This is a genomic window from Motilibacter deserti (assembly GCF_011250635.1).
Taxonomy (GTDB): Bacteria; Actinomycetota; Actinomycetes; order Motilibacterales; family Motilibacteraceae; genus Motilibacter_A; species Motilibacter_A deserti.
In genome coordinates this window covers 100,697-125,072 of the sequence record NZ_JAANNP010000003.1, presented here as the reverse complement: position 1 = coordinate 125,072, position 24,376 = coordinate 100,697, and the positions used below count along the sequence as shown (strand labels likewise).

Sequence of the window (24,376 nt, the reverse complement as noted above, 5' to 3'; positions counted from 1 at the left end):
CCTCAGGGCTCGGCCTGAACGCCCGTCACACCCGGTGCTCCGTAGCGTGCGGCGAGCGCCGCAGCGCGCTCGCGCAGCGCCGCACGCAGCCACTCCGGCTCGAGCGCCTCGGCGTGCACCCCGAGCTGCCAGAGCGCCCAGGTGGCGTGCCTCGCGTCCTGGAAGACCGCCTCGAGCCGTGCCCAGCCGTCTCCGTCGGGCTCGACGGCGTCGACCGCGAGCGCGGTGCTCATCACCTCCTGCCGTCGGGCCGCGGCGACGCGCAGGCGTACGTGCACCGAGTCGCCGCCCGTGCGGAACTGCGTGCTGCGCGCCTGCCAGGTGCGCTCCAGGTCGACGGTGTCCGGCCGGTGGGCGGGCTCGTCGAGCTCCTGCGCGTCGAGGATCCGCGACATCCGGTAGGTGCGGTCCTCGCCGGAGCGGGTCGCCAGCAGGTAGCCCTGGCCACGCACGGCCACGAGCCCGACAGGGTCCACCACGCGCTCGCGCGGGGGCTGGCCCACGGCGGCGTAGGAGATCCGCAGCTTGTGCCCGGAGAACACCGCCTTCCGGACCTGGGCCGCCACGCCGTGCGGCAGCTCCTCGTCGGGTAGCCGGCGCGCGAGCAGGTCCGTCTCCGGCTCGATGAGCACGCGGCGGGCGGCGGCGACGGCCGTGCCACGCGCCGCCGCAGGCAGCGCATCGACCACCTTGAGCACGGCCGAGGCGAGCGCGGAGCCCAGCCCGAGAACCTGTGCGCCGCGGCGCGTGCCGGCGACCAGCAGGGCGAGCGCTTCGTCGTGGCCCAGCCCGGTGAGCTCGGACTGGAAGCCGGGCAGCAGGGCGAAGCCTCCGTGCCTGCCGCGTTCGGCGTACACCGGCACACCGGCCGCGGACAGGGCCTCGATGTCGCGCAGCACGGTCCGCGGGGACACCTCGAGCTCACGGGCGAGGGTCGCCGCGGACAGCCTGCCGCGCTGGCGCAGCAGCAGCACCAGCGCGACGAGGCGGTCGGCCCGCATGGACCGATTCTCGCAGGAATACGTGACAGGAGATGTCGTCCTTCGCCGGGAGGCTGGCCGTCGTGGAGGGCTCGCATCCGGTGGGCCCCGACTCGACGGAAGGAACGGCGTGATGGTCGAACGGGCGGCGGTCAACCCGTGGGCATGGTCGGTGGAGCTGGGCTACAACCAGGCGGAGCTGGTCCACGGGCCTGCGCGGACCCTCTACTGCTCGGGCCAGGCCGCGATGGGCAGCGACGGCCAGCCTCGCCATCCCGGTGACATGGCGGCACAGCTGGCGCTCAGCCTGGACAACCTGGAGGCCGTCCTCGGCGAGGCCGGCATGACGTTGGCGAACCTGGTCCGGCTCACCGTCTACACCACGGACGTCGACCGGCTGTTCGAGCACTACGGCGTGCTGGCGTCCCGCCTGGGGGCCGCCGGTGTCGCCCCGGCCACGACGATGCTCGGCGTCACGCGGCTGGCGATCCCCGTCCTGATGGTCGAGCTCGAGGCGACGGCCGTGGCCTGATCCCGGCGGGCCGGGCCGCTCGGGTCGGCTCCGGGGCCCGATGCTCAGACGATGCGGAGGTCGACGAGGACGCGCTCGTCGTGATCGTCGAGCACGAAGTGCTCGTCGACCACCGCGCCGTAGATGCGGTGCCGTGCGGGGGCCGTGACGTCCTCGCGGGACCACGTCCGGAGCCCGGCGGCCGACGAGCCCCGGGCGTACACCTGAAGCCCCTCGTCCAGATCGACCCCACCGAGCTCGGCCGCCGTCGCCGACATGTAGACGCCCTGCCCCTGGCCTGGAGGAACCGTCGAGTCGAAGACCACGATGCCCAGCCGTGGCCGGGCGGCGAGGTTGCGCGAGTGCCGCGCATGCGGCGATGAGACCCAGAACAGGTGCCGGTGGTCGTCGGTCGCGAACCACACCGGCGAGGCCCATGCGGCGCCGCTCCCGTCCGCCGTCGCGAGGACCATGTAGGCATTGGCGTCGAGGATCGCGCGCGCGAGCGCCAGGCTGTCGTCTGCCATGCCCCCATGACAGCGGACTCCGGCTGCCGCAGCCACCTTGCCCGCGGCAACCTAGATCACAGCAAACGCCCAGGTTGTGCCCAGGCAGAGGGCAGGTCCGCCACGAACAGTGGCTGATGTGCCCCACGACCTCGCCTTCGAGTCCCCCGGCCGGCTCTGGGCGTTCGCCGGCCTGCTGCTGGCGGCGCTCGCCGCCGCGCTGATCCTCTGGCGACGCCGCACGAGCGAGCAGTACGCCGACAGCGCCCTGCGCCCGTCCGTCGCGCCGAAGCGCCAAGGATGGCGACGGAGGCTCGCGGCCATCGGCCTCGTCCTCGGGATCGTCGCGCTGACGACGGCGTTCGCGCGGCCGTCCGTCGTCGCGACGTCGAAGGACGAGCGCGCCGTCGTCGTCATCGCCCTCGACACGTCGACCTCCATGCAGGTCGACGACGTCGCCCCCAACCGGTTCACCGTCGCCAAGCAGACCGCGCAGGCCTTCATCCGCGAGCTGCCCGACGACATCGACGTCGGGCTCGTCGCCTACAGCGCGAGCGCCCGCCTCGTCGCCACCCCGACGGCCGACCACGAGTCCGTCGCCACCGCGGTCGACACGCTGTCGATGGACGGCGGCACCGCGATGGGCAGTGCACTGCAGCTCTCCCTCGACGCGGCCCTCCGGTCCCTGGGCCTGACGGCAGCCAGCGCTGCGGCCGGCGACCCGCCCGCGGCCCGGCTCGTCCTGCTCTCCGACGGCGACAGCACCACGGGAACCCCCGTCGACGAGGCGGTGTCGGCCGTGGCCGACGCGCAGATCCCGGTGTCGACCATCGGCCTGGGCACCGAGAGCGGCCAGGGCACGGTGTTCGACGGCCGCGAGGTGACGGCGCCGGTCAACTTCGCGCTTCTGCAGCAGATCGCGGACGGCACGGGCGGGACGGCGTACCGCGCGGCCGGCGCGGCCGAGCTGCAGGACGTCTACACCGACATCGGCCAGCAGATCGTGCCCAAGACCGAGCGCAAGGACGTCTCCGACGCCGTCGCCGGCATCGGCCTGGTGCTGCTCATGGGGACCGCCCTCCCCTCCCTCGTCTGGTTCGGCCGCCTCGCCTGACGGCCAAGACATGCAATCCACTTCACCCCAGTCCACTTCAGGAGACCCGATGCACGTCACCGAGCCGACCGAGACCAGCCACCTGCTGGAGCAGGTGCTCATGGAGATGAAGAAGGTCATCGTCGGCCAGGACCGGATGATCGAGCGCATGCTCGTCGCCCTGCTGGCGCGTGGCCACGTCCTGCTCGAGGGCGTCCCCGGCGTCGCGAAGACGCTCGCGGTCGAGACGCTCGGGACCGTCGTCGGCGGCACCTCGGCCCGGCTGCAGTTCACGCCGGACCTCGTGCCGTCCGACATCGTCGGCACCCGCGTCTACCGGCCGTCGACCGAGCGTTTCGACGTCGAGCTCGGCCCGGTCTTCGCCAACCTCGTCCTCGCCGACGAGATCAACCGGGCGCCCGCCAAGGTGCAGTCCGCGCTGCTCGAGGTGATGGCCGAGCGCCAGGTCTCGATCGGCGGCATGACGTACCCGCTGCCGAAGCCGTTCCTCGTGCTCGCGACGCAGAACCCGATCGAGAGCGAGGGCGTCTACCTGCTCCCCGAGGCCCAGCGCGACCGGTTCCTGCTCAAGGTCGACGTGCCGCACCCGGGCATGAGCGAGGAGCTGGAGATCGTGCGCCGCATGTCCGTCCGCCCCCCGAGGGCCGCCCAGGTGCTCGACACCGCACAGCTGCTGGCCGCCCAGGACGAGGTGGACTCGGTCTTCGTGCACCACGCGGTCTCGGAGTACGCCGTCCGCCTGGTCATGGTCACCCGTGACCCCGCGGCGTGGAAGGCGCCGGAGCTCGCCCCGCTGATCGCCAGCGGAGCGTCCCCGCGCGGGTCGCTCGGCCTGGTGCAGGGCGCGCGGGCGCTCGCCCTGCTGCGCGGCCGCCGCTACGTGCTGCCGCAGGACGTCACCGACCTCGCGGTCGACGTGCTCGCGCACCGGATCGTGCTGAGCTACGACGCGCTCGCCGACGCGGTGCCCGCCCGCTCGATCGTGGAGAAGGCGCTCGCCGTCGTTGCCCCGCCCGTGGTCGCCCCCGCCCAGGCCGCGAGCGCGGCGTGAGCGAGCCGGCCCAGCTCCCCCCGCCGCCGATCGTCCCGGCGGCCACGGTCCGCCGGCTCTCGCTCAAGGTGACGCGTCGGCTCGACGGCCTGCTGCAGGGCGACCACCTCGGCTTCCTGCCCGGCCCGGGCACCGAGGCGGCCGACGCGCGGTCCTACCAGGCCGGTGACGACGTGCGCCGCATCGACTGGGCGATCACCGCGCGGACCGGCGAGACGCACATCCGCACCACGATCGCCGAGCGCGAGCTCGAGACGACGCTGGTCCTCGACCTGTCGACGTCGATGTCCTTCGGGACGGCGACGGCCGAGAAGCGCGACGTCGGCATCGCGGTCGCCGCGGCGTTCCTCCACATGGCCAAGGGCCCGGGCGACCGGGTCGGCGCGCTGCTCGTCGGCAACGACGGCATCCGCGCGCTGCCACCCCGGGCGGGGTCGGCCGGGGCGTACGCCACCCTGAGCGCGATGCTCCGGCAGCCTCGCGAGACCGGCCCGTCCGGCGACCGGCTGGCGGCTGCGCTGCGGGCGGCCGGCGCCCGCCAGCGGCGACGTGGCCTCGTGGTCGTCGTCAGCGACCTGCTCGAGCCGGTCGAGCAGTGGGAGCGCCCGCTCCGCACGGTTGCCGCCCGGCACGACGTGGTCGTCGTCCAGGTCGTCGACCGCCGCGAGCGGGAGCTGCCGGCGGTAGGCGTCCTGCGGTTGGTGGACCCCGACACCGGCCGCGAGGTCGACGTCCGAACGAACGCGAAGACCCGCGAGCGGTACGCCGAGGCTGCCGCCGCCCGTGCCGAGGCGCAGCGTGCGGCCGTCCGCTCCGCCGGCGCCGACCACGTCGAGGTGCGCACGGAGGACGACTGGCTCCCCCAGCTCGCCCGCTACCTGACCCGACGGCGGCGCACGCGCGCCGTCGTCCCCGCTGGGAGGGCTTGATGTCCGGACTCGGGTTCGACGAGCCGATCCGGCTGTGGCTGCTGGCTGCCGTCGCCGCGCTCGCCGTGGCGTACGTGCTGCTGCAGCGGCGGCGGTCCCGTGACGCCGTGACGCTGCCGGGCCTCGGCCTGCTCGCCGCGTCGCTCCCCCGCCTCGGGTGGCGCAAGCACGTGGCCGCCGGCTTCATGCTGGCCGCGCTGGCGACCACCACGACGGCCTTCGCCGCGCCGACCGCGCAGGTGCAGATCCCCCGAGAGCGCGCCACCGTCATCGTCGCGCTCGACGTGTCGCTGTCGATGGCCGCCGAGGACGTGAGCCCGGACCGCATCACCGCGGCGAAGGCCGCGGCCCGGGACTTCGTCGAGGGGCTGCCGGAGAAGTTCAACGTCGGGCTCGTCGCCTTCTCCGGGTCGGCCGCGACCGTGGTCGAGGCGACGCAGGACCACGCCGAGGTCGAGGCGGCCATCGACGCGCTGCAGCTCGGCAACGGCACGGCGATCGGCGAGGCGGTCTTCTCCGGCCTCGACGCCGTCGCCGCCGTCCCGGGCGCCGCGGGGCAGTCGGCCGCGCCGGCCCGGCTCGTGCTCCTGTCCGACGGGGCGAACACGACCGGCCGCTCGCTCGCGGAGGCGGCCGAGCAGGCCAAGGCCGCCGGCGTACCCGTCTCGACCATCGCCTACGGCACCGAGGACGGCGTGGTCAGCACGGGCCAGGGGATGGTGCGGGTGCCGGTCGACGCGCCGTCGCTGGCGACGCTGGCGCAGGAGACGGGCGGCCAGGCCTACGAGGCGGCCAGCGGCAGCGAGCTGCAGGGCGTCTACGAGGACATCGGCAGCCAGGTCGGCTACACGACCGAACGTCGCGGCGTGGCCGGCGGGGTCGCCGGGCTCGGCCTGCTGGCGGCCGTCGCTGCGGCGGGGAGCGCGATCGCCTGGTCGCCGCGGGCGGTCTGACGCCCCGCCGGCACCCCGCGGGCCCGCCGCACCGCGAAGGTCAGCGCGGGCCGGGCTGGCCGGGGCTCGCCTCGCCCGGCACCTCACGCGGCACCTCGCTCCCGGCCCGGTCGACGTCGTCGGCCGGGCCGCGGCCGTAGTAGCGCGTCAGCCAGCGGGCGAGCCCGTCCAGCCCGGGGAAGAGCAGCCGCTCGGTCACGTTGTCCTGGTCGAGCTTGTCCCGGATCTCCCACTTGAGCTTGGCCGGGATGATGATGCGCGACCAGAGGTCGGGATGAGCCTCCAGGAAGCCGGCGATGGACAGGCTCGCCCCGGGCATCACCGACATGGCGGCGGCCTGGTTCACGATCCGCGCGTCGAGCGAGGGCGGCTCGAAGAACAGCGCGAACTCGCCGTCCGCGGCGTAGGCGTCCAGCTCCTGCAGCGACCCGATGCCCGACAGCATCTCGACCGAGAAGTAGAACGCGTCCTCCCGGTCGAGGATGTCGCGCAGCCGCTTCGGCAGCAGGTCGCGGGCGCGCACGACGTCCACGCACCAGATCGCTCCGTCGCGGTCGTAGCGCTGCTCGTTCGAGGTGGCGAAGTGGGCGGCGACGCGCGGGGCCAGCGTCCAGTCGAGCAGCCGCGTCGGCACGCCGTGGTGCTGCGCCATCGACAGCATCATCCACAGCGAGTCCGCGCCCAGCGAGCCCGGCTCGGCGTACTTGCGGAAGCTGCGCAGCAGCGGCTCCTCGACGCTGGCGTGGTGCGGGCCGAGGCGGTAGAGGCTCGTCTCCAGGCTCCACGAGCTGTCGCAGACGCCCCGGTAGAGCAGGCTGGAGCGGTAGCGGCCGAGGCTCGTCTGCGGGATGTCGTAGAGCGCGTCGATCAGGTCGACCCAGCTGTTGACCTCGACGTCCGCCATCGCTTCCCCTCCGTGCCGTCCCACCTGCGGGCCGAGCCGTTCCGCCACGGTGGCGCACCCGGCTCCGCTCGTGGTACCCGTCCACGCGCGCGACACACCGGCCGCCCTGCCGGCACCGGCCCCGGTCGCTGGCCGAGCGCCCTCCCTGCGCCTGTTCTTCAGTGATCTGGGGTTCAGTGAACTGCACTGCGGCTCACAAGAACCCCACAGCACCAGCTCATCGCGGCCACATGCACAGCTCCCACCCTGAAGGCAACGGCCTCGATCGGAGGCCGGGACAGAAAAGGCTCCATGGACCAGCAGACCACCCCTCGCCACAGCCGGACGAGGTACGCCGCGGGGCTCGCGCTGCTCGCCGGCGGGCTCGTCACCGGCGGGGTGCTCGCCGGGACGCTCAGCGCCAGTGCCGCGACGACGCCGGAGACGACATCGGGCTACTCCGGCGCCGTGACGCCCGGCGACGCGCAACCGGGCGCCGGCGACGGGTGGGGCCGGCGCGGAGGCGCCGACTGCCCCGAGGGCGCCGCCGGCTCGGGCGGTGGCAGCGGCACCGGGAGCGGCACGCCGGACAGCGGCACGACGCCGAGCACGCCCACGACGCCGAGCGCGCCCACGACGCCGAGCACGCCCACGACACCGGCCACCCCCGACGCGTCGAGCGTCTGAGGCCGGCAGGCGGGGACGGGGCGTCCGGGCTCCCGGGGCTGCTCCGCGCTCGACCTGTGGAGCGGTGGCCGCGCTATGACGCGGTCAGCGCTCCACGCCTCCAGCAAGCCACCGGCGCAGCATCCCGCGCACGCGACCACCCCGCGGCGAGCGGACACCGCGTCGCGCGGGTGCCCACGCCCGCCGGCGGGGAAGGAGCGCCCCATGGCACGCGTCCTCGTCACCGGCTCCAGCGACGGCCTCGGCCTGCTCGCCGCACGGCTCCTGGCCGAGCAGGGCCACGCCGTCACCCTGCACGCCCGCAACGCAGTCCGCCGGGACGACGCGCTGCGGGCACTGCCGGAGGCCGAGGGAGTCGTCGTGGGCGACCTGGCGAGCCTCGCCGAGACGCGGGACGTCGCGGCGCAGGCCGAACGGCTCGGCCGCTACGACGCGGTGATCCACAACGCAGCGATCGGCTACCGGGAGCGGCGCCGGGTCGAGACCGTCGACGGGCTGGCGCAGGTCTTCGCGGTCAACGTGCTCTCGGCCTACCTGCTGACCGCGCTGGTCCCCGCGCCGGACCGGCTGGTCTACCTCGGGTCCGGCATGCACCGCGGCGGGAGCCCCGACCTCGGGTACCTGCAGTGGGAGCGCCGGCGATGGGACGGCTCCCAGGCGTACGCCGACAGCAAGCTGCTCGACGTCGTCCTCGCCTTCGCGGTGGCCCGCCGTTGGCCGCAGGTGCGCTCGAACGCCGTGGACCCGGGCTGGGTCCCGACCCGGATGGGCGGGCCGGGCGCACCGGACGACCTGCGCCTCGGCGCCGTCACCCAGGCCTGGCTGGCGGCGGGCGAGGACGAGGGGGCGCGGGTCACCGGGACGTACCTCCGGCACCAGCGCCCGCAGCGCGCCCACCCGGCCGCGTCCGACGAGCGGGTGCAGGACGAGCTGCTCGACCGGTGCGCGCAGCTGACCGGCGTCGAGCTTCCCGAGCAGTAGCCGGCTAGCCCGCGGCCGGGATCGGGTAGGCGTCCTTGAGCGCCGGGTAGTACGGCTCGAAGTCCGCCGGGGGCTCGCCGCCGGCGACGACGGCGTCGAGCCGGTCCAGGTAGTACTGCCAGCCCGGGCCGATGGCGCTCGCGTCGTACGGCTCGGCGAGCTCGTGGACGAACGTCAGCTCGGTGCGGTCCCCCGCCTCGCGCAGCGTGACCGTCACCGGCCAGGGCCCGTCGCCGGTCGTCATCTCCAGCTGCAGCACGCTCGGCGGCTCGCAGCGCACGATGCGCACGGGCTCCGGCTGGACGTCGCCCTCGCTCGTCATCGCGAAGAGCACGCTCCCCGTGGAGGGGTCGCCCGTCCAGGTGCCGATCCACCGGTCCATGCGCACCGGGTCCGTGAGCGCGTCCCACACGTCGGCGGGCGGCGCGTCGAACGTCCGGACGAACTCGAGCCGCACGCCGTCCTTGTCCCGCAGCACCTGGCCGAGCGGGGTGGTCGCTGTCGTCATGGTGTCCTCCTGTCCCGGCGTCCCCGCCGGACCTCGGTGTCGAGGGCGTCGAGGCGCTGCGCCCAGAAGCGGCGGTAGCGCCCGAGCCATTGGTCGATCTCCGCGAGCGGGCCTGCGTCGAGGGCGTAGAGCCGGCGCGCCCCCTCCGGTCGCACGAAGGCGAAGCCGTTGTCCCGCAGCACGCGCAGGTGCTGGGAGACCGCCGGCTGGGAGATGCCGAACTCCTCGCGGACGGTGGTGGTGATGTCCCCGGACGACCGCTCGCCGTCGGCCAGCAGCTCCACGATCCGGCGGCGGACCGGGTCGCCGAGGACCTCGAACGCGTGCACGAGGCAAAGCTAGTAGCGCACGCTTATATAAGCAAGACCTAGAACGTACGGGCCCACGCCACCGCGTCGTCGACCGACACCACGCACGGCACGTCCGGCAGCACGGGCCGGTCCACGACCACCACCGGCAGCCCGAGCGCCCGCGCGGCGTCGAGCTTCGCGGCGGTGGACGTGCCCCCGCTGTCCTTGGTGACGAGCACGTCCACCTGCTCGGCCCGCAGGAGCGCCAGCTCCCCGTCCACCGAGTAGGGGCCGCGGTCGCACCGGAGCCGGAAGCCCGGAGGCAGCTTCAGTTCCGGCGGGTCGACCGTGCGGACGAGCACCTCGAGCCGGGACCAGGTCGAGTGCCCGGCGAAGACCTCCAGCCCCTGCCGGCCCGTGGTGAGGAACGGGCGCGCGCCGAGCGCGGGCGTGGCATCGGCGGCCGCGGCGAGCGAGGGGACGCGGTGCCACCGGTCGCCCGCCCGCTCGCTCCAGCCCGGCCGGGCCAGCCGGAGCAGCGGGAAGCCGCCGCGCTCGGCGGCGGCCGCCGCAGAGCGGCTGACGGACTCGGCGAACGGGTGGGTCGCGTCGACCAGGACAGCGGGCGCGTGCTCGGCGACCCACGAGAGCAGGCCGTCGGCGCCGCCCAGCCCCCCGACCCGCACCTCCCCCCGGGGCAGGCGGGGCTCGGCGACCCGCCCGGCCAGCGAGGTCACCACCCGCAGCCCCGGCACGCCCACGAGGCGGCCGGCCAGCTCCCGCGCCTCGGCCGTGCCACCGAGCAGCAGCACGGTCAGGGCCACGGGTCAGCCCCGGGCGTCGCCGTCGACGTGGCGGCGCAGCAGGTAGGTGTCCATGATCCAGCCCTTGCGGGCGCGCGCCTCCTCGCGGACGGCGTCGATGCGGGCGGCCACCTGCTCCAGCGGCCCGGCCACGAGGACCTCGTCCGGCGTGCCGACGTAGGCGCCCCAGTAGACGTCGACCCCCTGCGCGGGCAGCCGGGTCATGGGGCGCACGTCGAGCATCACCGCCACGTCGTCGACGTCCTCCGGCAGCCCCTCGGACACGCGCCGGCCCGTCGTGACCTGGAACGCCCCGCCGACCCGGTTGAGCACCGTGCGGTGCCGCGCGGCGAGCGCCGACACGCTGCTGATGCCAGGGACCACCTCGTAGTCGAGCTCGACGTTGCCGCGCGTGACGATGTCCTCGACGATGCCGAGGGTGCTGTCGTAGAGCGACGGGTCGCCCCAGACGAGGAACGCGCCGCACTCCCCGTCGGCCAGCTCGTCGAGGACCATCCGCTCGCAGACGTCGGCACGGCGTCGCCGCCAGTCCTCGACCGCCTCCGCGTACGGGCCGGACCGCACGTCGCGCTCGGGGTCGCGCCCGTGGACGACGCGGTAGGGGCGCTCGACGTGGCGCTCGAGGATCTCCTGCCGCAGCGCGACCAGGTCGTGCTTGGCCTCGCCCTTGTCGAGCACGAAGAAGACGTCGACCCGGTTGAGCGCCTTGACCGCCTGGATCGTCACGTAGTCGGGGTCGCCCGCGCCGATGCCGATGACGAGGAGGTTCCGCACGCCGCAAGCATGCCCTGCGCACAGGGCAGGCGGCACGGCAGGATGGGGCCGGAAGCACGAGGGAAGGGGTGGATGCGGTGCGAGGACGACGGAGCGCGCCGTGCCTGCTGAGCGCCGCCCTCGCGGCGGGCCTGCTCGTCATGGCACCGCCAGCGGCACCGGCGACGGCCGCCCCGGCGCCCCGGGACCAGGCCGCCGCGCTGCTCGCCGCGATGACCCCGGCCCAGCGGGTCGGCCAGCTGTTCATGGCCGGGACGCCGGCGACCGACCCGCTCCCCGGGATCGACCTCGTGAAGCGCTTCGCAGTGGGCAGTGTGATGCTGACCGGACGGAGCCATGCGGGGGTGGAGGCGACGGCGCGCGTCACGACCCGCCTGCAGTCGTCGGTCCGGCGCGGGTCGGCGGCCCTCTTCGTCGCCACAGATCAGGAGGGCGGGGCCGTGCAGGTCCTGCAGGGGCCGGGCTTTCCCGCCATGCCGAGCGCGCTCGAGCAGGGCCGGCTCCCCGTCGCCACGCTGCGCGCGCGGGCGCGCGGCTGGGGCCGCCAGCTGCGCGACGCCGGCGTGAACGTCAACCTGGCGCCGGTCCTCGACACCGTGCCGAGCGCGGCCGCGGCGGCCGCGAACGCACCGATCGGCTTCTGGCGCCGGCAGTACGGCTACACCCCCGCCGCGGTCGGCGTCGACGGGGTCGCTGTGGCCCAGGGCATGCTGGCGGCCGGCGTGGACCCGGCGGTCAAGCACTTCCCGGGGCTCGGGCGGGTGACCGCGAACACGGACACCGCGCGCCGGGTGACCGACCGGACGACCACGCGGCAGGACGCGTACCTGCGGCCCTTCGCCGCCGCGGTCCGCGCCGGGGCGCCGTTCGTCATGGTGTCGAGCGCCTACTACCGGCGGATCGACCCGTCCAACCCGGCAGTCTTCTCGCCCACCGTGATCGGCGGCATGCTTCGCCGGGACCTCGGCTTCGACGGCGTCGTCATCAGCGACGACATCGGCAACGCGGTGCAGGTGTCGGACTGGTCGCCGGGCGAGCGCGCGGTCAAGTTCGTGACCGCGGGCGGGGACATCGTGCTGACCGTGAACCCACAGGTCGTCCCGGCGATGGTGCGCGCCGTGCTCGCGAAGGTGAAGGCTGATTCGGGATTTGCCCGACGGGTGGACGACGCCGCCCTGCGGGTGCTGCGGGCGAAGGAGCGGCTGGGGCTGCTGCCGGCGGCCTAGCGGTCGACGGCGACGCTTGCCACCGCCCGCACCGGGAACGTCCCGAGCTGCAGGAACGGTGCGGGCAGGGCCGTGAACCGCGCCCGCCCAGGCTCGCCGCCCGTCAGCGCGTGCAGCTCGTCCAGCGCCGTCAGGTGCTCCACGATCGGCACGCCCGCGTGCAGCAGGCGGTGGTGGGCGGGGCGGCTCGGGTCCGTGGGCCGGTCGATGTTGAGCGCGTCGATCCCGACCAGAGCGGGCTCGGCGGCCAGCAGCACCTCCACGGCGTCCGCGGCGACGAACGGCCCGCCGGCCGCGTACGCCGGGGTGCCCCAGTGCCGCGACCATCCCGTCCACAGCAGGACCGCGTTGCCCCTCGCCCACGCCACCGAGGCCAGCCGCTCCGCGTCGACCGGCCCGTCGCCGCGCACGTCGACCAGTGTCACCGGGACGTCGACGAGGCGCTCCAGCGGCAGCGAGGCGATGTCGGCGCCGTCGGCGTCGTAGTGGCGGGGCGCGTCGAGGTAGGTGCCGGTGTTGGCCACCATGTCGACCGCGAGGATCTCGAACGACACCCCCGCCGCGAGCCGGGCCGCGGATTCGTGCCGGTCGACGACGGTGCGGAGCACCGGGGCGGCGATCCCCGGATAGGTCACCATGCCGTCGGCGATGGGGTGGCTGAGGTCGAGCAGGGCACGCCGCGGAGTCGTCACCCCCGCACTCTGCCGGGCCGGATCGGTCGCAGGCCAGCGGTGATCCGGCCACGTTGCGTTGAGATCCCGTCAGGAATCGACCGAACCTGACTTCGGCCGTCTGGGGCGGTCAGCCCGCGCCGCGACCGTCCACGAGCACGGCGACCCCGTCGAGCAGCCGGGCGAGCCCGAACTCGAACGTCGCCTCCGGGCTGCCGGCCGCCTGGTACTCCTCCCCCGCCGCGGCGCCGACCCGCACGGCCAGCGGGAACCGCTCGGGGTCGAGCACGCGGTCGATCAGCGGCGCGTGCGCCTCCCACCATTCGAGGTCGCTCATGCCCGTACGCGCCGGCGCGGCCGCCGCCTCGACCGCCCCGCGCGCGACCCCGTGCACGAAGACGGACACCAGCGTCACGACGGCGTCCATCTCCAGGTCCGTGAGCCCGATGCCGTCGACGGCGCGCAGCTCGTAGTCGTACTTCGCCGTGACGTTCGGCCCGAGCGGCGGGCGCGACGTGGCCAGCTGCAGCAGCCAGGGGTGGCGCAGGCAGAGCGCCCACTCCTCGCGCGCGATGAGCTCCAGCCGTGCACGCCACCCACCCTCGACCTGCTCGGGTCGCGCGGTCTCCGCGCACACCCGGTCGAGCATGACGTCGAGCAGCTCGGCCTTGCCCGGGACGTAGCGGTAGAGCGACATCACCCCGGTGCCGAGCTCGTCGGCGATGCGGCGCATCGAGAGCGCCGGCAGCCCCTCGGCGTCGGCCACGGCGATCGCGGCCCGGACGACCGCCTCCACGTCGAGCTTCGGCTTCGGGCCGCGGCTCGGCGCCTCGCGCGTCCCCCACAGCAGCTGCATGCCGAGCGTCGGGTCGCCGCGGCCGGTGTACTCGGTCATTTGACAGCCATCCTAGAACTGGGTATGCAGTACGCGGTAGCGCAACCGAGTACGCCGTACTCAGTCAGGAGGCTCCGATGTCGCCCCCCGCCGTCCTCGCCGAGGAGCTCAGCAAGTCCTTCCGCACCGTGCAGGCCCTCGACCGGTTCGACCTCGCGGTCCCCGCAGGCACGGTGTGCGGCCTGCTCGGCCCCAACGGTGCCGGCAAGACGACCGCCGTGCGCATCCTCACCACGCTGCTGCGCGCGGACGCCGGGCGCGCGGCCGTCGCCGGGTTCGACGTGGCCCGCGAGCCCACCCGCGTGCGCGCGTCCATCGGCCTCGTCGGCCAGCACGCCGCCGTCGACGAGGCCCTGACCGGCCGGCAGAACCTCGAGATGTTCGGCCGGCTGCACCACCTCGGCCGGCGACCCGCCCGGTCCCGCGCGAGCGAGCTGCTCGAGAGGTTCGGCCTGGCCGACGCCGCAGGCCGGGCCGTCTCGACCTACTCGGGCGGGATGCGGCGCCGGCTGGACCTGGCCGCCGGGCTGATCCTGGCGCCGGCCGTGCTCTTCCTCGACGAGCCGACGACGGGGCTGGACCCGGCGGCCCGGCTGGACGTGTGGCAGGCCGTGCGCCGGCTCGTCGCGGACGGGACGACCGTGCTCCTGACGACGCAGTACCTCGACGAGGCCGACCAGCTGGCGAGCCGGGTCTGCGTGGTCGCCGGCGGCCACGTCGTCGCCGAGGGCACCCCGCAGCAGCTCAAGGCGCGCCTCGGGGCCGACCGGGTCGAGGCGGTCGTGCGGCGTACCGAGGACCTCGGCACCGCGTCCGCCCTCGTCGGCGGCGCTGCGGCAGCCGAGCCCGAGGTGGACGTCGCGACCCGGCGGGTGCGGGTGCCTGCACGCAGCGGGGTGGCGACGCTGGCGGCCGTGCTCGAGGCGCTCGGGCGCTCGGGCGTCGAGGTCGAGGACGTCGGCCTGCGCCGGCCCACTCTCGACGAGGTCTTCGTCTCCCTCACCGGCCGGCCCGCGCAGGTGGCGGCATGAGCACCGTGACAGCGGCGGCACCGAGGGCCCGGCTGCGCTGGGCGCTCTCCGACGCGTACGTGATCACTCGCCGCGACGTGCAGCACTGGGCCAACCAGCCCGTCGCCTTCGCGGTCGGACTGCTGTTCCCCGTCCTGATGGTGCTGATGTTCGGCTACGTCTTCGGCGGCGCGATGGTCGTCCCGGGAGGCGGGAGCTACCGGGAGTTCCTGCTCCCCGGGCTCTTCGCGCTGACGATGGCGTTCGGGCTCGAGGTGACGATGATCTCCGTGGCGACCGACGCCGCGCGGGGCGTGACCGACCGGTTCCGCTCGCTGCCGATGCACCCCGCGGCCGTGGTCGTCGGCCGGAGCGCCGCGGACATGCTCAACGCCGCGCTCGGGCTCGCCGTCATGCTCGGCTGCGGCCTGCTCGTCGGGTGGGAGCCGCACCGCGGAGCCCTCCGGGCGCTCGCCGCGGTCGCGCTGCTCCTGCTGCTGCGCTGGGCGCTGGTCTGGGTGGGGGTCTACCTCGGGCTGCTCGCCAAGGGGCCGGAGTCCATCGTCACCGTGCAGATCCTCGTGTGGCCGGTCGGCTTCCTGTCCAGCACCTTCGTCGACCCCTCGACCATGCCCGGCTGGCTGGGCGCCCTGGCCGAGTGGAACCCGCTGTCGGCGACGGTCGCCGCCTGCCGGGAGCTCTTCGGCAACCCCGGCTTCGGCGGGACGTCGTTCGCCGCGGAGCACGCCGTGGAGCTCGCGCTCGCCTGGCCGGCGCTCCTCGTCGCCGTGTTCCTGCCGTTGTCCGTCGCTCGGTTCCGGAAGCTCAGTTCCTAGCAGTCGGCTTCGGGAGCAGTCACTTCGGCGCAGCGCCGTTCACGCAGCACGCTTCAGCGAAAAGCTACGCCGCCTGCAGCACAGCGACCTCGAAGCCCCACGCCGGCTTGCGGTCGATGTCCAGCACCTCGAACCTGCCACCCGCTCGCTCGATGTCGGCGAGCAGCGCCTCCACCGTGTAGCCCGCGTGGCACTCGACGACCATCGAGCGGACCCGCCCGATCCAGGCCGCGCAGTCGGCGAAGACCTCGCGCTCCCCGCCCTCGATGTCGACCTTCAGCAGCCCGACCTCGGCGAACCCGTGCTCGTCGAGGAGATCGACCAGAGGGCGGGCGGGCACGGGGACGCCGCCCGGGCCGTCGCCGAGCATGGTGAAGCCGTGCTCGCCGCTGGTGGTCCGCAGTCGCACCTCGCGGGCGTCCGCAGCGACCGCGACCGGTGCGATCGCGACCTCGGGCAGGGCACCGACGTTGCGCCGCAGCACCTCCAGGTTGCCGGGCTCCGGCTCGACCGCGAGCACACGAGGGCGTCGGCCCGCCCGGGCGTACGCGTCGAGCAGCCAGCGCGCCGCGAGGCCGGTGTTGGCGCCGAGGTCGACGATCGTCGACGGCGGCGGGAGGAGGCGTACGACGGGCTCGTAGCCGTCGGACACGACCAGCTCGCCGAGGACGCTGATGTCGGTGCTGTGGCTGCGCAGCGCGACGTCGCCCCCCAGCGAGCGGACGCGCACCTGCGCGAGGCCCGGGGTCGGATAGGCGAGCTTCCCCACGCCCTTGGACCGGGCCAGGCGCACCCGCAGCAGCCGGGCGAACGAGGCCGGCGTGCCCGTCTCGCGCCAGTACGCGCGCAGCAGCCGCGGATAGTAGGACAGCGGCGCGGCCACGGGCGGGTCCCTCCGGACGGTCGGTACGTCCGCCGCAGCGTAGCCAGCTCCGGTCTCTCGAAGGCACGGAACGGGGCCCCGATGGGGGCAGAGTCCTCCAGTCGGACGACCAGGCGCCGATTCACGTCCTATGCGCCCCGAGACGATCAGCTGCCAAGACATCGACTGGTTCATCGCGACCCGCTGCGAGGTCGCCCGCGCCACCGACGAGCAGGCCGTGCGCGAGCGTGCGTACGCCCTGGTCGAGCAGTCGTTCACCGAGCCGGAGGCCCACCCCCGGCTGACGGCGGGCGAGTACGTCGCCGCGGCCGCCGCCCCGGGGCTCGCCGCGGCCGCCTGACTCAGCGCCGGTCAGCGCCGGTCAGCGTCGGCCCGCGCCGCTGCGCACGTAGACCACGCCGAGCACGACTGCGACGACGGCCAGGACCAGGATCACCTTCAGCACGGCGGCCTCCTACCCGCGGCCGCCCCGGCCTCAATCCGCCGGCGCCTGCGCCAGCACGGCGACGCACTCGACGTGCTGGGTCATCGGGAACATGTCGAAGGCCCGCAGCGACCTCAGCACGTAGCCACGCTCGGCGAACAGCGCGAGGTCGCGGGCGAGCGCGGCCGGGTCGCACGCGACGTAGGCGACGACCCGCGGCCCGAGCCCGGCCACCTGCCCCACGACCTTTGCCCGGGCCCCCACCCGCGGCGGGTCCAGGACGACCAGGTCCGCGCGGTCCACGCCCAGCCGGGCGGGGGCGGCGAGCACCCGGTCCACCGAGCCGTCCAGGATCCGGGCCTGCGGAAGGCCGTGCAGGTTGCGCCGTGCGTCGGCGACGGCCCGCCGGTCCCCTTCGACCGCCACGACCTGGCCGGCCTCGCCGACCCGGTGCGCGAGCGCTCCGGCGAAGAGGCCGACACCCGCGTAGAGGTCGAGCACCGTCTCCCCCGGCTGCGGCTCCAGCCCCAGCAGCACCGCGCCGACCAGGGCGTCGGCCGCCCCGGGGTGCACCTGCCAGAAGCCGCCCACCCCGACGCGCCACTCCCGCCCCGCCGCCTGCTCGCGCAGCCAGGTCCTGCCGCGGACGCGGTCCGTGCCCTGCTCGCCCTCGACGAGCACCGCCGTCCCGTCGGCCAGGTCTGCGGCCCCGGGCAGCCTGAGCCGCCGGCCCGGCTGCGGGGAGACCAGGACGGCCCGGTCGCCCGAAGCGGCCGCCACGACCTCGACCTCCGCGGCGCCCGGCCACGACCGGTCGTTGGCGCCGACCTCGTCCACGCCGGGCGACGCGATCCGGCAGCGGTCGATGCGCACCAGTTCATGAGAGCGGTGCTTGCGCAGCGCCAGCCGCGCCTCGGCGTCCACGGCGAACCGCACCCGCGTCCGCCAGCCCAGGCCGTCGTCGTCGCCGGGCACCGCCTCCACCTCGACCGGGACGTCCAGCCCCGCGAGCCGGCGCAGCTGCTCCTGCACGACCTGGGCCTTGAGCCGGCGCTGGGCCGGCAGCGCGACGTGCTGCCAGTCGCAGCCGCCGCAGCGCCCCGGCTTGGCGTAGGGGCAGGGCTGCTCCACCCGGTCCGGCGAGGGCTCGAGCACCCGCACCGCGTCGGCGCGCAGGAAGCGCGAGCCCTCTCCGCCCTCGGTGATGCGGGCGCGCACCCGCTCGCCGGGGATGGCGTGCCGCACGAACACGACCCGGCCCTCGTGGCGCGCGACGCAGTGGCCGCCGTGCGCGACCGGGCCGACCTCGAGCTCGACCTCCGTGCCCAGCGTGAGCTGCGCGGGCGTCGTCGGGGGAACGGTCACGGGTGGCTCCTGTCGCCCTCGGCGCTCACGGCCTCCGGCGGATGGTCGGCGGGCTTGGTCATCCCGCGCCGGGCGTCGTTCACGACGGGGCTGCCGGGGCGTACCTCGGGGCGGATCTCGGCGTAGATCGACGAGCGCAGCTGCCACGGCACGCTCGTGACCATGACCCCGGGGGTGAACAGCAGGCGGGTCTTCAGCCGGAGCGCGCTCTGGTTGTGCAGCAGCTGCTCCCACCAGTGGCCCACGACGTACTCGGGGATGTAGACCATCACGATGTCGCGCGGGCTGGCCCGGCGGACGCTGCGGACGTACTTCACGATCGGCATCGTGATCTCGCGGTAGGGCGAGTCCAGGACCTTCAGCTGCACGGGCAGGTTGCGGCGGTCCCACTCGGCCTGCAGCGCGGCCGTCTCCACCGGGTCCACGTTGACGGTCACAGCCTCGAGCGTGGACGGCCGCGACGCGCGGGCGTAGTTGAGCGCCCGCAGCATCGGCTTGTGGATCTTGGAGACGAGCACGATGGCGTGGGTGCGCGAGGGCAGGGTCGTCTCCTCGCCCTCCTCGACGGCGAGCTCGCGTGCCACGGCCTCGTAGTGGGAGCTGATGCCGCGCATGAGCAGGAAGATCACCGGCATGGCGAGGCAGACGATCCACGCGCCGGCCAGGAACTTGGTCAGCAGCACGATGACCAGGACCGTGCCGGTCGACGCGGCGCCCACGGTGTTGATCACCCGCGAGTTGCGGATGCGGCGGCGTACGGCCGGGTCCTGCTCGGCCGCGAGCTCGCGGTTCCAGTGCTTGATGAGCCCGATCTGGCCGAGCGTGAAGCTGGTGAACACGCCGACGATGTAGAGCTGGATGAGGCGGGTCACCGACGCCTCGAACGCCACGATCAGCACGATGGCGAAGCCGGACAGCAGCAGGATGCCGTTGCTGAAGACGAGCCGGTCGCCTCGGGTGTGCAGCTGGCGCGGCAGGAAGCGGTCCTGGGCGAGGATCGAGCCCAGCAGCGGGAACCCGTTGAAGGCCGTGTTCGCGGCCAGGACCAGGATCAGCGCCGCGACGGCCTGCAGGGCGAAGAACAGCACGTTCTCGCCGAAGACCGCCGCGCCGACCTGGGCGATGACCGTGCGCTGGACCTCGTTGTCGCAGTCGAAGCCGACGAGGTCGCAGGAGTTCTCCACGTAGTGGACGTCCGTGATGATGGCCAGCGTCGTGATGCCGCCGAACATCACGGTCGAGAGGATCGCCATCATCAGCAGCGTCAGGCGGGCGTTGCGGACCTTCGGCTTGCGGAACGCCGGGACGCCGTTCGCGATCGCCTCGATCCCGGTCAGCGCGGTGCAGCCGGACGTGAACGCGCGCAGGACGAAGAAGACCAGCGCGAAGCCGGCGAGGTTCTCCACCTCGGGGTGGATCGAGTAGCCGGCGCTCTCGGACTCGGGGGTGTCCCCGAACAGCACCCGCACCAGCCCGGTGCCGATGAGCAGCAGCACCACGGTGATGAACGCGTACGTCGGCACGGCGAACGCCGTCCCCGACTCCTTGAGCCCGCGCAGGTTGATCGTCGTCAGGACGAGGACGAAGAGCACCGCCAGCGGGACCCGGTAGTGCGCGAGCCCCGGGACCGCGGAGAGGATGTTGTCGACGCCGGCCGAGATCGACACCGCGACGGTCAGGCAGTAGTCGACGAGCAGGGCGCTGGCGACCGTGAGGCCCGCGCCGCGGCCGAGGTTCTTGCTCGCCACCTCGTAGTCGCCGCCGCCGGTCGGGTAGGCCCGCACGAGCTGCCGGTAGGACGCGACGACCACGGCGAGCAGGAGGACGACGCCACCGGCGAGCCACGGGGTCAGGTAGAGGTAGGCCAGCCCGCCCAGGGTCAGGAAGAGGATGATCTCCTGCGTCGCGTAGGTGACGGAGGAGAGCATGTCGCTGGCGAACACGGGCAGGGCGATGCGCTTGGGCAGGAGCGTCTCGCCGAGGCGGTCGCTGCGCAGCGCCCGCCCCACGAGCAGGCGCTTCGACAGGTCCGAGAGGAGAGCCACGCGCCGATGCTAGGTGCGCGGGTCTGTGGACGGGCGCACCGCGCCCGGCCGGTGCCGTGTAGCGTTCGCGAGCGTTCGCCCGGCGCCACCTCGGCACCGGTCGGCACCGCCGCAGGAGGACGGGCGTGCACTTCGTGATCATGGGCTGCGGCCGGGTCGGCTCGACCCTGGCCCACAGCCTGGAGGAGATGGGCCACAGCGTGGCCATCATCGACCGCCGCGCGGACTCGTTCCGACGCCTGGGGGCCGGCTTCGCCGGCAAGCGGGTCGAGGGCGAGGGCTACGACCGCGACACCCTGCTCGAGGCGGGCATCGAGGGCGCGGCCGCGCTGGCCGCCGTGAGCAGCGGCGACAACTCCAACATCCTGGCCGCCCGCGTGGCCCGCGAGACCTTCGGCGTCGACCACGTCGTGGCCCGCATCTACGACCCCGGCCGGGCCGCGGTCTACCAGCGGCTCGGCATCCCCACGGTCGCGACCGTCCGCTGGACCGCCGACCAGGTGCTGCGCCGGCTGCTGCCCGAGGGCGCGCAGGCCGAGTGGCACGACGAGACGGGGACGATGCGCCTCGCCGAGGTCGCCGTCGCCCCGGCCTGGATCGGCTCCTCGGTCCGGCGGCTCGAGGAGCAGTCCGGAGCCCGGGTGGCCTTCCTCACCCGGTTCGGCGAGGGCGTGCTCCCCGACGAGGAGACGCTCGTGCAGGACGGCGACCTCGTGCACGTGGTCATGCGCGAGACGGACACGTCGCGGGTGACCAGCGTCTTCGCCCGCGGACCGGAAGCGGAGGCCTGAGCCCATGCGCGTCGCCATCGCCGGGGCCGGCAGCGTCGGCCGGTCCATCGCCAACGAGCTGCTGCAGAACGGTCACGAGGTGCTCCTCATCGACCGCGACCCGCGGGCCGTGCGAGCCGACACCGTGCCCGAGGCCGAGTGGCTGCTCGCCGACGCCTGCGAGATGTCCTCGCTGGACGAGGCGAGCCTCAACCGCTGCAACGTCGTGGTCGCGGCCACCGGTGACGACAAGGCCAACCTGGTCATCTCGCTGATCGCCAAGACGGAGTACGCCGTCCCCCGCACCGTCGCCCGGGTGAACAACCCGAAGAACGAGTGGATGTTCGACGAGGCCTGGGGTGTCGACGTCGCGGTCTCCACGCCCCGGCTCATGACCGCCCTCGTCGAGGAGGCCGTGAGCGTCGGCGACATCGTCCGCATCATGACCTTCCAGCAGTCCGGCAGCGACCTCGTCGAGCTCACCCTGCCCGCCGACTCCCCCATCGTCGGGACGCGGGTGGGCGACGTCCCCTGGCCGGCCGACACCGCCCTGGTCGCGATCCTGCGCGGCGGGCGGCCGATCCCGCCGAGCCCGGACGACCCGCTCGAGGGCGGCGACGAGCTGCTCTTCGTAGCCGTGTCGGAGGCGGCGCCCGCGCTGGAGGACCTGCTCGCCCCGGGCGTGTCCGGACGGGCGTGAGCCTCGCCCGCTCCGTCGCGCTGTTCCTGCTCGCGGCGGTCGCGGAGATCGGCGGCTGCTGGCTGGTCTGGCAGGGCGTCCGCGAGCACCGCGGCCTCGCTTGGGCCGGCGCCGGGGTGATCGCGCTCGGGCTCTACGGCTTCGTCGCCACGTTGCAGCAGGACGCGGCGTTCGGCCGGGTCCTGGCCGCATACGGCGGGGTGTTCGTCGCCGGGTCGCTCGCCTGGGCCATGGCCGTGGACGGCTACCGCCCCGACCGCTACGACGTGGCCGGCGCGCTCGTCTGCCTGGCCGGCGTCGGGCTCATCATGTACGCCCCGCGCGGCTGACCGCCCTTTCGGAGCCCGCTCGGGCACGGGGTGCCGGGCCCGGCGTGGGCGCCACGCCGGAGACTGGTGCGGTGCAGCCCGGCTCCCCCTCGTCCTCACCAGACACCCGCTACGCGTGGCAGGTCCTCTCCGTCACCAGCCTCGGCGTCATCCTCACCGGGCTCAACACCAGCACGCTGGACGTCGCGCTGCCTGCGGTCTCCCGGCACTTCTCGGCGACCCCGTCGCAGGCCAACTGGATCCTGCTGGCCTACATGCTGGTCAACACCACGCTGATCCTGGTGTTCGGCCGGCTGGCCGACCTCGTGGGGCGCAAACGGCTCTACGTCGCCGGGCTCGCGGTGTTCACCCTGGCCAGCCTCGGGTGCGGCTTCGCCCCCGACGCGGCGTGGCTCATCGGCTTGCGCGCCGCCCAGGCCGTCGGGTCCGCCGCGATCATCACCAACACGACCGCGCTGCTGACCGACGCCTTCCCCCGCGAGCTGCTCAGCACCGGGCTCGGGCTCAACATCACCATCATCTCCGCAGCCCAGGTCGCCGGGCCCGTCGTCGGCGGGGCGATGGTCGAGACGTTCGGCTGGCGGGCGGTCTTCCTCTTCAACGTGCCGGTCGGGGTGCTGGGCCTGGCCTGGGCCGCCCTTACCCTGCGGCCGGCGCCGCCGACCGCGCCCGGAGAGCGCTTCGACCTGCGCGGGGCCGTGCTCTCGGCCGTCGCCCTCGGCGGGCTCGTGCTCGCCCTGTCCGAGGGCGGCGCGAGCGGGTGGGCCAGCCCCGCGGTGCTCGCCGGCGCCGCGGCCGCGGCCGTCGCGCTGCCCGCCTTCCTGCACCTGCAGCAGACCTCCGCCCGGCGCGGCCGCGACCCGCTCGTGGACCTGCGGCTCTTCGCCGACCGCGAGCGCGCCATGGCGTACCTCGCGGTCTTCCTGCTCGCGGTCGCGCGGTTCGCGGTCGTGCTGCTGATCTCGCTCTTCCTGCAGGCGGCCCAGGGGCTCGACGCGCTCGAGGCCGGGGTCCGGGTGCTGCCGGTCGCGCTCGGGATGATGCTCGTGTCACCCTTCGCCGGCCGGCTCGCCCGGCGCGTCCCGGCCCGTGTGCTGGCGACGTCCGGCCTGCTGCTGGCGGCTGCCGGGCTGCTCGTGCTCGCCGTGTCGGTCCGCCCCACGCTGCCCGGCCTCGTCATCGCCCCCGCGCTGCTCGCGGTCGGTGTCGGGACCGGGCTGTTCATGACGCCCAACACCAGCGCGATCATGTCGAGCGTCCCGCCGGCCCGCCGCGGCATCGCCAACGGGGTGCGGTCGATGCTGCAGAACACCGGCTTCGTCGTCAGCACCGCGATGTCGCTCGCCATCGTGACCAGCCCGCTCGCCGAGGCGGAGAAGCGGGCGGCGTACGCCGGGACGCTCTCCGCGCTGCCCGGCCAGGACCTCGACGGCTTCGTCGACGGCTACCGGGTCGCCCTGCTGGTGCTGTTCGCCCTCTGCGTGCTCGGCGCGCTGGCCTCCGCGCTGCGCGGCTCCGGCCGCCCAGCTGCCGACGCGGCCTGACGCCTGCCCCTGGTGCGAAGAGGCGCCCCGCGCACGCAGATCGCGTGCCCGGGGCGCCTCTCGAGGCTGGAGCGGCCGGCCGCTCTCAGCGCGACTCGACGACCAGGGTCTTCGCGACCTTGTCGTGGAAGCCCTGGCGGCGGTCGCCGTCGAAGAACGGGCTGATCGCGAACACCAGCTGCCAGAACGGCACGATGATCCCGGGCAGCTGGAAGACCGCCCAGCGGATCCACGAGGCCGAGGACGTGATCGGCTGCCCGTCGATCATCGTGACCTTGATGCCGAGGATGCTCTTGCCGTACGTCGCCCCCCGCCGTGCGGTCAGCACCGGCTCGTAGAGGAACGCGAGGACGAAGACCACCAGCGTCGCCAGGATCGCGAGCAGCAGCAGCGGGATGTTGGGGTCGTAGTTGGTGGTCGTGTCGCCGAACTCGTCCAGCTCCTCTGTGGAGGAGCCGGCCGCGAAGGGCAGCACCCAGAGCACGATGAGGACGACGAGGGCCGGGACGCCGATGATGAGGCCGTCGAGCAGCCGCGCGCCGAGCCGCTTGCCCATCGAGGCCGGGGTCCCGACGTACGCCTGCTGCCCGTAGCCGCCGCCGTAGCCCGGGGCGGACGGGTAGCCGTAGCCGGGCTGGCCGTACTGCTGGCCGTACTGCTGTGCCCCGTACTGGGGCTGGCCGTACG

The 24,376-nt window shown here is 74.3% G+C and carries 28 protein-coding genes; 15 read left to right on the top strand and 13 right to left on the bottom strand.

Features of this window, described 5'->3' with window-relative positions:
* Positions 1–2: 2 nt before the first annotated feature.
* Positions 3–1,001 carry a helix-turn-helix transcriptional regulator gene (locus G9H71_RS08760; protein ID WP_166280837.1) on the bottom strand — a complete coding sequence of 333 codons (999 nt, stop codon included), beginning with the start codon at positions 999–1,001 and terminating at the stop codon, positions 3–5.
* Between the two features lie 112 nt (positions 1,002–1,113).
* Between G9H71_RS08760 and G9H71_RS08755 the strand changes: the two genes are divergently transcribed.
* Complete coding sequence (locus tag G9H71_RS08755) at positions 1,114–1,512, top strand: RidA family protein (RefSeq protein ID WP_166280835.1); 399 nt, start codon at positions 1,114–1,116, stop codon at positions 1,510–1,512.
* Positions 1,513–1,556: 44 nt separating this feature from the next.
* On the opposite strand, the gene G9H71_RS08750 is transcribed toward G9H71_RS08755, so the two are convergent.
* Positions 1,557–2,018 carry a pyridoxamine 5'-phosphate oxidase family protein gene (locus G9H71_RS08750; protein ID WP_166280833.1) on the bottom strand — a complete coding sequence of 154 codons (462 nt, stop codon included), beginning with the start codon at positions 2,016–2,018 and terminating at the stop codon, positions 1,557–1,559.
* 118 nt (positions 2,019–2,136) lie between these two features.
* On the opposite strand from G9H71_RS08750, the gene G9H71_RS08745 reads away from it, so the two are divergent.
* Genes G9H71_RS08745 through G9H71_RS08730 form a run of 4 tightly spaced genes read left to right on the top strand, consistent with a single transcriptional unit; the run spans position 2,137 to position 6,044 of the window.
* Complete coding sequence (locus G9H71_RS08745) at positions 2,137–3,111, top strand: VWA domain-containing protein (protein ID WP_166280831.1); 975 nt, start codon at positions 2,137–2,139, stop codon at positions 3,109–3,111.
* Between the two features lie 49 nt (positions 3,112–3,160).
* Complete coding sequence (locus G9H71_RS08740; RefSeq protein WP_231134457.1) at positions 3,161–4,162, top strand: AAA family ATPase; 1,002 nt, start codon at positions 3,161–3,163, stop codon at positions 4,160–4,162.
* A complete protein-coding gene (locus tag G9H71_RS08735; RefSeq protein WP_166280827.1) occupies positions 4,159–5,091 on the top strand; it encodes a DUF58 domain-containing protein in 933 nt (310 codons plus the stop codon). Before G9H71_RS08740 ends, G9H71_RS08735 begins: the two co-directional genes overlap by 4 nt.
* Complete coding sequence (locus G9H71_RS08730; protein ID WP_166280825.1) at positions 5,091–6,044, top strand: VWA domain-containing protein; 954 nt, start codon at positions 5,091–5,093, stop codon at positions 6,042–6,044. Before G9H71_RS08735 ends, G9H71_RS08730 begins: the two co-directional genes overlap by 1 nt.
* 40 nt (positions 6,045–6,084) lie before the next feature.
* Here the strand turns inward: G9H71_RS08730 and G9H71_RS08725 are convergent, their stop codons facing one another.
* Positions 6,085–6,948: an FRG domain-containing protein gene (locus tag G9H71_RS08725; protein WP_166280823.1), complete on the bottom strand. Its 864-nt coding sequence runs from the start codon at positions 6,946–6,948 to the stop codon at positions 6,085–6,087.
* Between the two features lie 291 nt (positions 6,949–7,239).
* On the opposite strand from G9H71_RS08725, the gene G9H71_RS08720 reads away from it, so the two are divergent.
* Positions 7,240–7,614: a hypothetical protein gene (locus tag G9H71_RS08720; protein WP_166280821.1), complete on the top strand. Its 375-nt coding sequence runs from the start codon at positions 7,240–7,242 to the stop codon at positions 7,612–7,614.
* 204 nt (positions 7,615–7,818) lie between these two features.
* Complete coding sequence (locus G9H71_RS08715) at positions 7,819–8,595, top strand: SDR family NAD(P)-dependent oxidoreductase (RefSeq protein ID WP_166280819.1); 777 nt, start codon at positions 7,819–7,821, stop codon at positions 8,593–8,595.
* Positions 8,596–8,599: 4 nt separating this feature from the next.
* Here the strand turns inward: G9H71_RS08715 and G9H71_RS08710 are convergent, their stop codons facing one another.
* From G9H71_RS08710 to cobF, 4 genes are read right to left on the bottom strand one after another with little or no spacing between them, the layout of a single operon-like run.
* A complete protein-coding gene (locus G9H71_RS08710; RefSeq protein ID WP_166280817.1) occupies positions 8,600–9,103 on the bottom strand; it encodes an SRPBCC family protein in 504 nt (167 codons plus the stop codon).
* Positions 9,100–9,432, bottom strand: a complete 333-nt coding sequence (locus G9H71_RS08705; protein WP_166280815.1) for an ArsR/SmtB family transcription factor — start codon at positions 9,430–9,432, stop codon at positions 9,100–9,102. The genes G9H71_RS08710 and G9H71_RS08705 overlap by 4 nt, the downstream gene beginning before the upstream one ends.
* Positions 9,433–9,470: 38 nt before the next feature.
* A complete protein-coding gene (locus G9H71_RS08700) occupies positions 9,471–10,211 on the bottom strand; it encodes a cobalt-precorrin-6A reductase (protein ID WP_166281201.1) in 741 nt (246 codons plus the stop codon).
* A 9-nt stretch (positions 10,212–10,220) separates the two neighbouring features.
* Positions 10,221–10,991 carry a precorrin-6A synthase (deacetylating) gene (gene cobF, locus G9H71_RS08695; protein ID WP_166280813.1) on the bottom strand — a complete coding sequence of 257 codons (771 nt, stop codon included), beginning with the start codon at positions 10,989–10,991 and terminating at the stop codon, positions 10,221–10,223.
* Between the two features lie 77 nt (positions 10,992–11,068).
* Here cobF and G9H71_RS08690 point away from each other — a divergent pair, with 77 nt between their 5' ends.
* Positions 11,069–12,217 carry a glycoside hydrolase family 3 protein gene (locus tag G9H71_RS08690; RefSeq protein WP_166280811.1) on the top strand — a complete coding sequence of 383 codons (1,149 nt, stop codon included), beginning with the start codon at positions 11,069–11,071 and terminating at the stop codon, positions 12,215–12,217.
* On the opposite strand, the gene G9H71_RS08685 is transcribed toward G9H71_RS08690, so the two are convergent.
* Together G9H71_RS08685 and G9H71_RS08680 are read right to left on the bottom strand one after the other, a co-directional pair.
* Positions 12,214–12,909 carry a cyclase family protein gene (locus tag G9H71_RS08685; RefSeq protein ID WP_331272853.1) on the bottom strand — a complete coding sequence of 232 codons (696 nt, stop codon included), beginning with the start codon at positions 12,907–12,909 and terminating at the stop codon, positions 12,214–12,216. The two genes, G9H71_RS08690 and G9H71_RS08685, sit on opposite strands and share 4 nt — an antisense overlap.
* Positions 12,910–13,018: 109 nt before the next feature.
* Entirely contained in the window at positions 13,019–13,783 is a 765-nt protein-coding gene (locus G9H71_RS08680; RefSeq protein WP_166280809.1) for a TetR/AcrR family transcriptional regulator, read from the bottom strand.
* A 77-nt stretch (positions 13,784–13,860) separates the two neighbouring features.
* Here G9H71_RS08680 and G9H71_RS08675 point away from each other — a divergent pair, with 77 nt between their 5' ends.
* Together G9H71_RS08675 and G9H71_RS08670 are read left to right on the top strand one after the other, a co-directional pair.
* Positions 13,861–14,814, top strand: coding sequence for an ATP-binding cassette domain-containing protein (locus tag G9H71_RS08675; RefSeq protein WP_166280807.1), 954 nt, complete (start codon positions 13,861–13,863; stop codon positions 14,812–14,814).
* Complete coding sequence (locus G9H71_RS08670) at positions 14,811–15,629, top strand: ABC transporter permease (protein WP_166280805.1); 819 nt, start codon at positions 14,811–14,813, stop codon at positions 15,627–15,629. Before G9H71_RS08675 ends, G9H71_RS08670 begins: the two co-directional genes overlap by 4 nt.
* Before the next feature lie 64 nt (positions 15,630–15,693).
* Here G9H71_RS08670 and G9H71_RS08665 read toward each other — a convergent pair whose 3' ends face one another.
* On the bottom strand, positions 15,694–16,512 hold the full coding sequence (locus G9H71_RS08665; RefSeq protein ID WP_166280803.1) for an FkbM family methyltransferase: 819 nt from the start codon (positions 16,510–16,512) through the stop codon (positions 15,694–15,696).
* A 130-nt stretch (positions 16,513–16,642) separates the two neighbouring features.
* Here G9H71_RS08665 and G9H71_RS08660 point away from each other — a divergent pair, with 130 nt between their 5' ends.
* Positions 16,643–16,852, top strand: coding sequence for a hypothetical protein (locus G9H71_RS08660; protein WP_166280801.1), 210 nt, complete (start codon positions 16,643–16,645; stop codon positions 16,850–16,852).
* 135 nt (positions 16,853–16,987) lie between these two features.
* Here the strand turns inward: G9H71_RS08660 and G9H71_RS25000 are convergent, their stop codons facing one another.
* Positions 16,988–18,301, bottom strand: a complete 1,314-nt coding sequence (locus tag G9H71_RS25000) for a class I SAM-dependent RNA methyltransferase (RefSeq protein ID WP_331272852.1) — start codon at positions 18,299–18,301, stop codon at positions 16,988–16,990.
* Positions 18,298–20,346, bottom strand: coding sequence for an APC family permease (locus tag G9H71_RS23090; RefSeq protein ID WP_331272851.1), 2,049 nt, complete (start codon positions 20,344–20,346; stop codon positions 18,298–18,300). The genes G9H71_RS25000 and G9H71_RS23090 overlap by 4 nt, the downstream gene beginning before the upstream one ends.
* Positions 20,347–20,471: 125 nt before the next feature.
* Here G9H71_RS23090 and G9H71_RS08650 point away from each other — a divergent pair, with 125 nt between their 5' ends.
* The 4 genes from G9H71_RS08650 to G9H71_RS08635 all read left to right on the top strand — a co-directional run bounded on the left by G9H71_RS08650 (position 20,472) and on the right by G9H71_RS08635 (position 23,689).
* The gene (locus tag G9H71_RS08650) at positions 20,472–21,137 is read left to right on the top strand and encodes a potassium channel family protein (RefSeq protein WP_166280799.1); all 666 of its coding nucleotides are present in this window, start codon (positions 20,472–20,474) and stop codon (positions 21,135–21,137) included.
* Between the two features lie 4 nt (positions 21,138–21,141).
* Entirely contained in the window at positions 21,142–21,816 is a 675-nt protein-coding gene (locus tag G9H71_RS08645; protein WP_166280797.1) for a potassium channel family protein, read from the top strand.
* Positions 21,813–22,145 (top strand): YnfA family protein, encoded by a 333-nt coding sequence (locus G9H71_RS08640; RefSeq protein ID WP_166280795.1) that lies wholly within the window; start codon positions 21,813–21,815, stop codon positions 22,143–22,145. The genes G9H71_RS08645 and G9H71_RS08640 overlap by 4 nt, the downstream gene beginning before the upstream one ends.
* Before the next feature lie 71 nt (positions 22,146–22,216).
* Positions 22,217–23,689, top strand: coding sequence for an MFS transporter (locus G9H71_RS08635; RefSeq protein ID WP_166280793.1), 1,473 nt, complete (start codon positions 22,217–22,219; stop codon positions 23,687–23,689).
* Between the two features lie 85 nt (positions 23,690–23,774).
* Here the strand turns inward: G9H71_RS08635 and G9H71_RS08630 are convergent.
* Positions 23,775–24,376: RDD family protein (locus G9H71_RS08630; RefSeq protein WP_166280791.1), on the bottom strand; the 602-nt coding region annotated here is incomplete at its 5' end.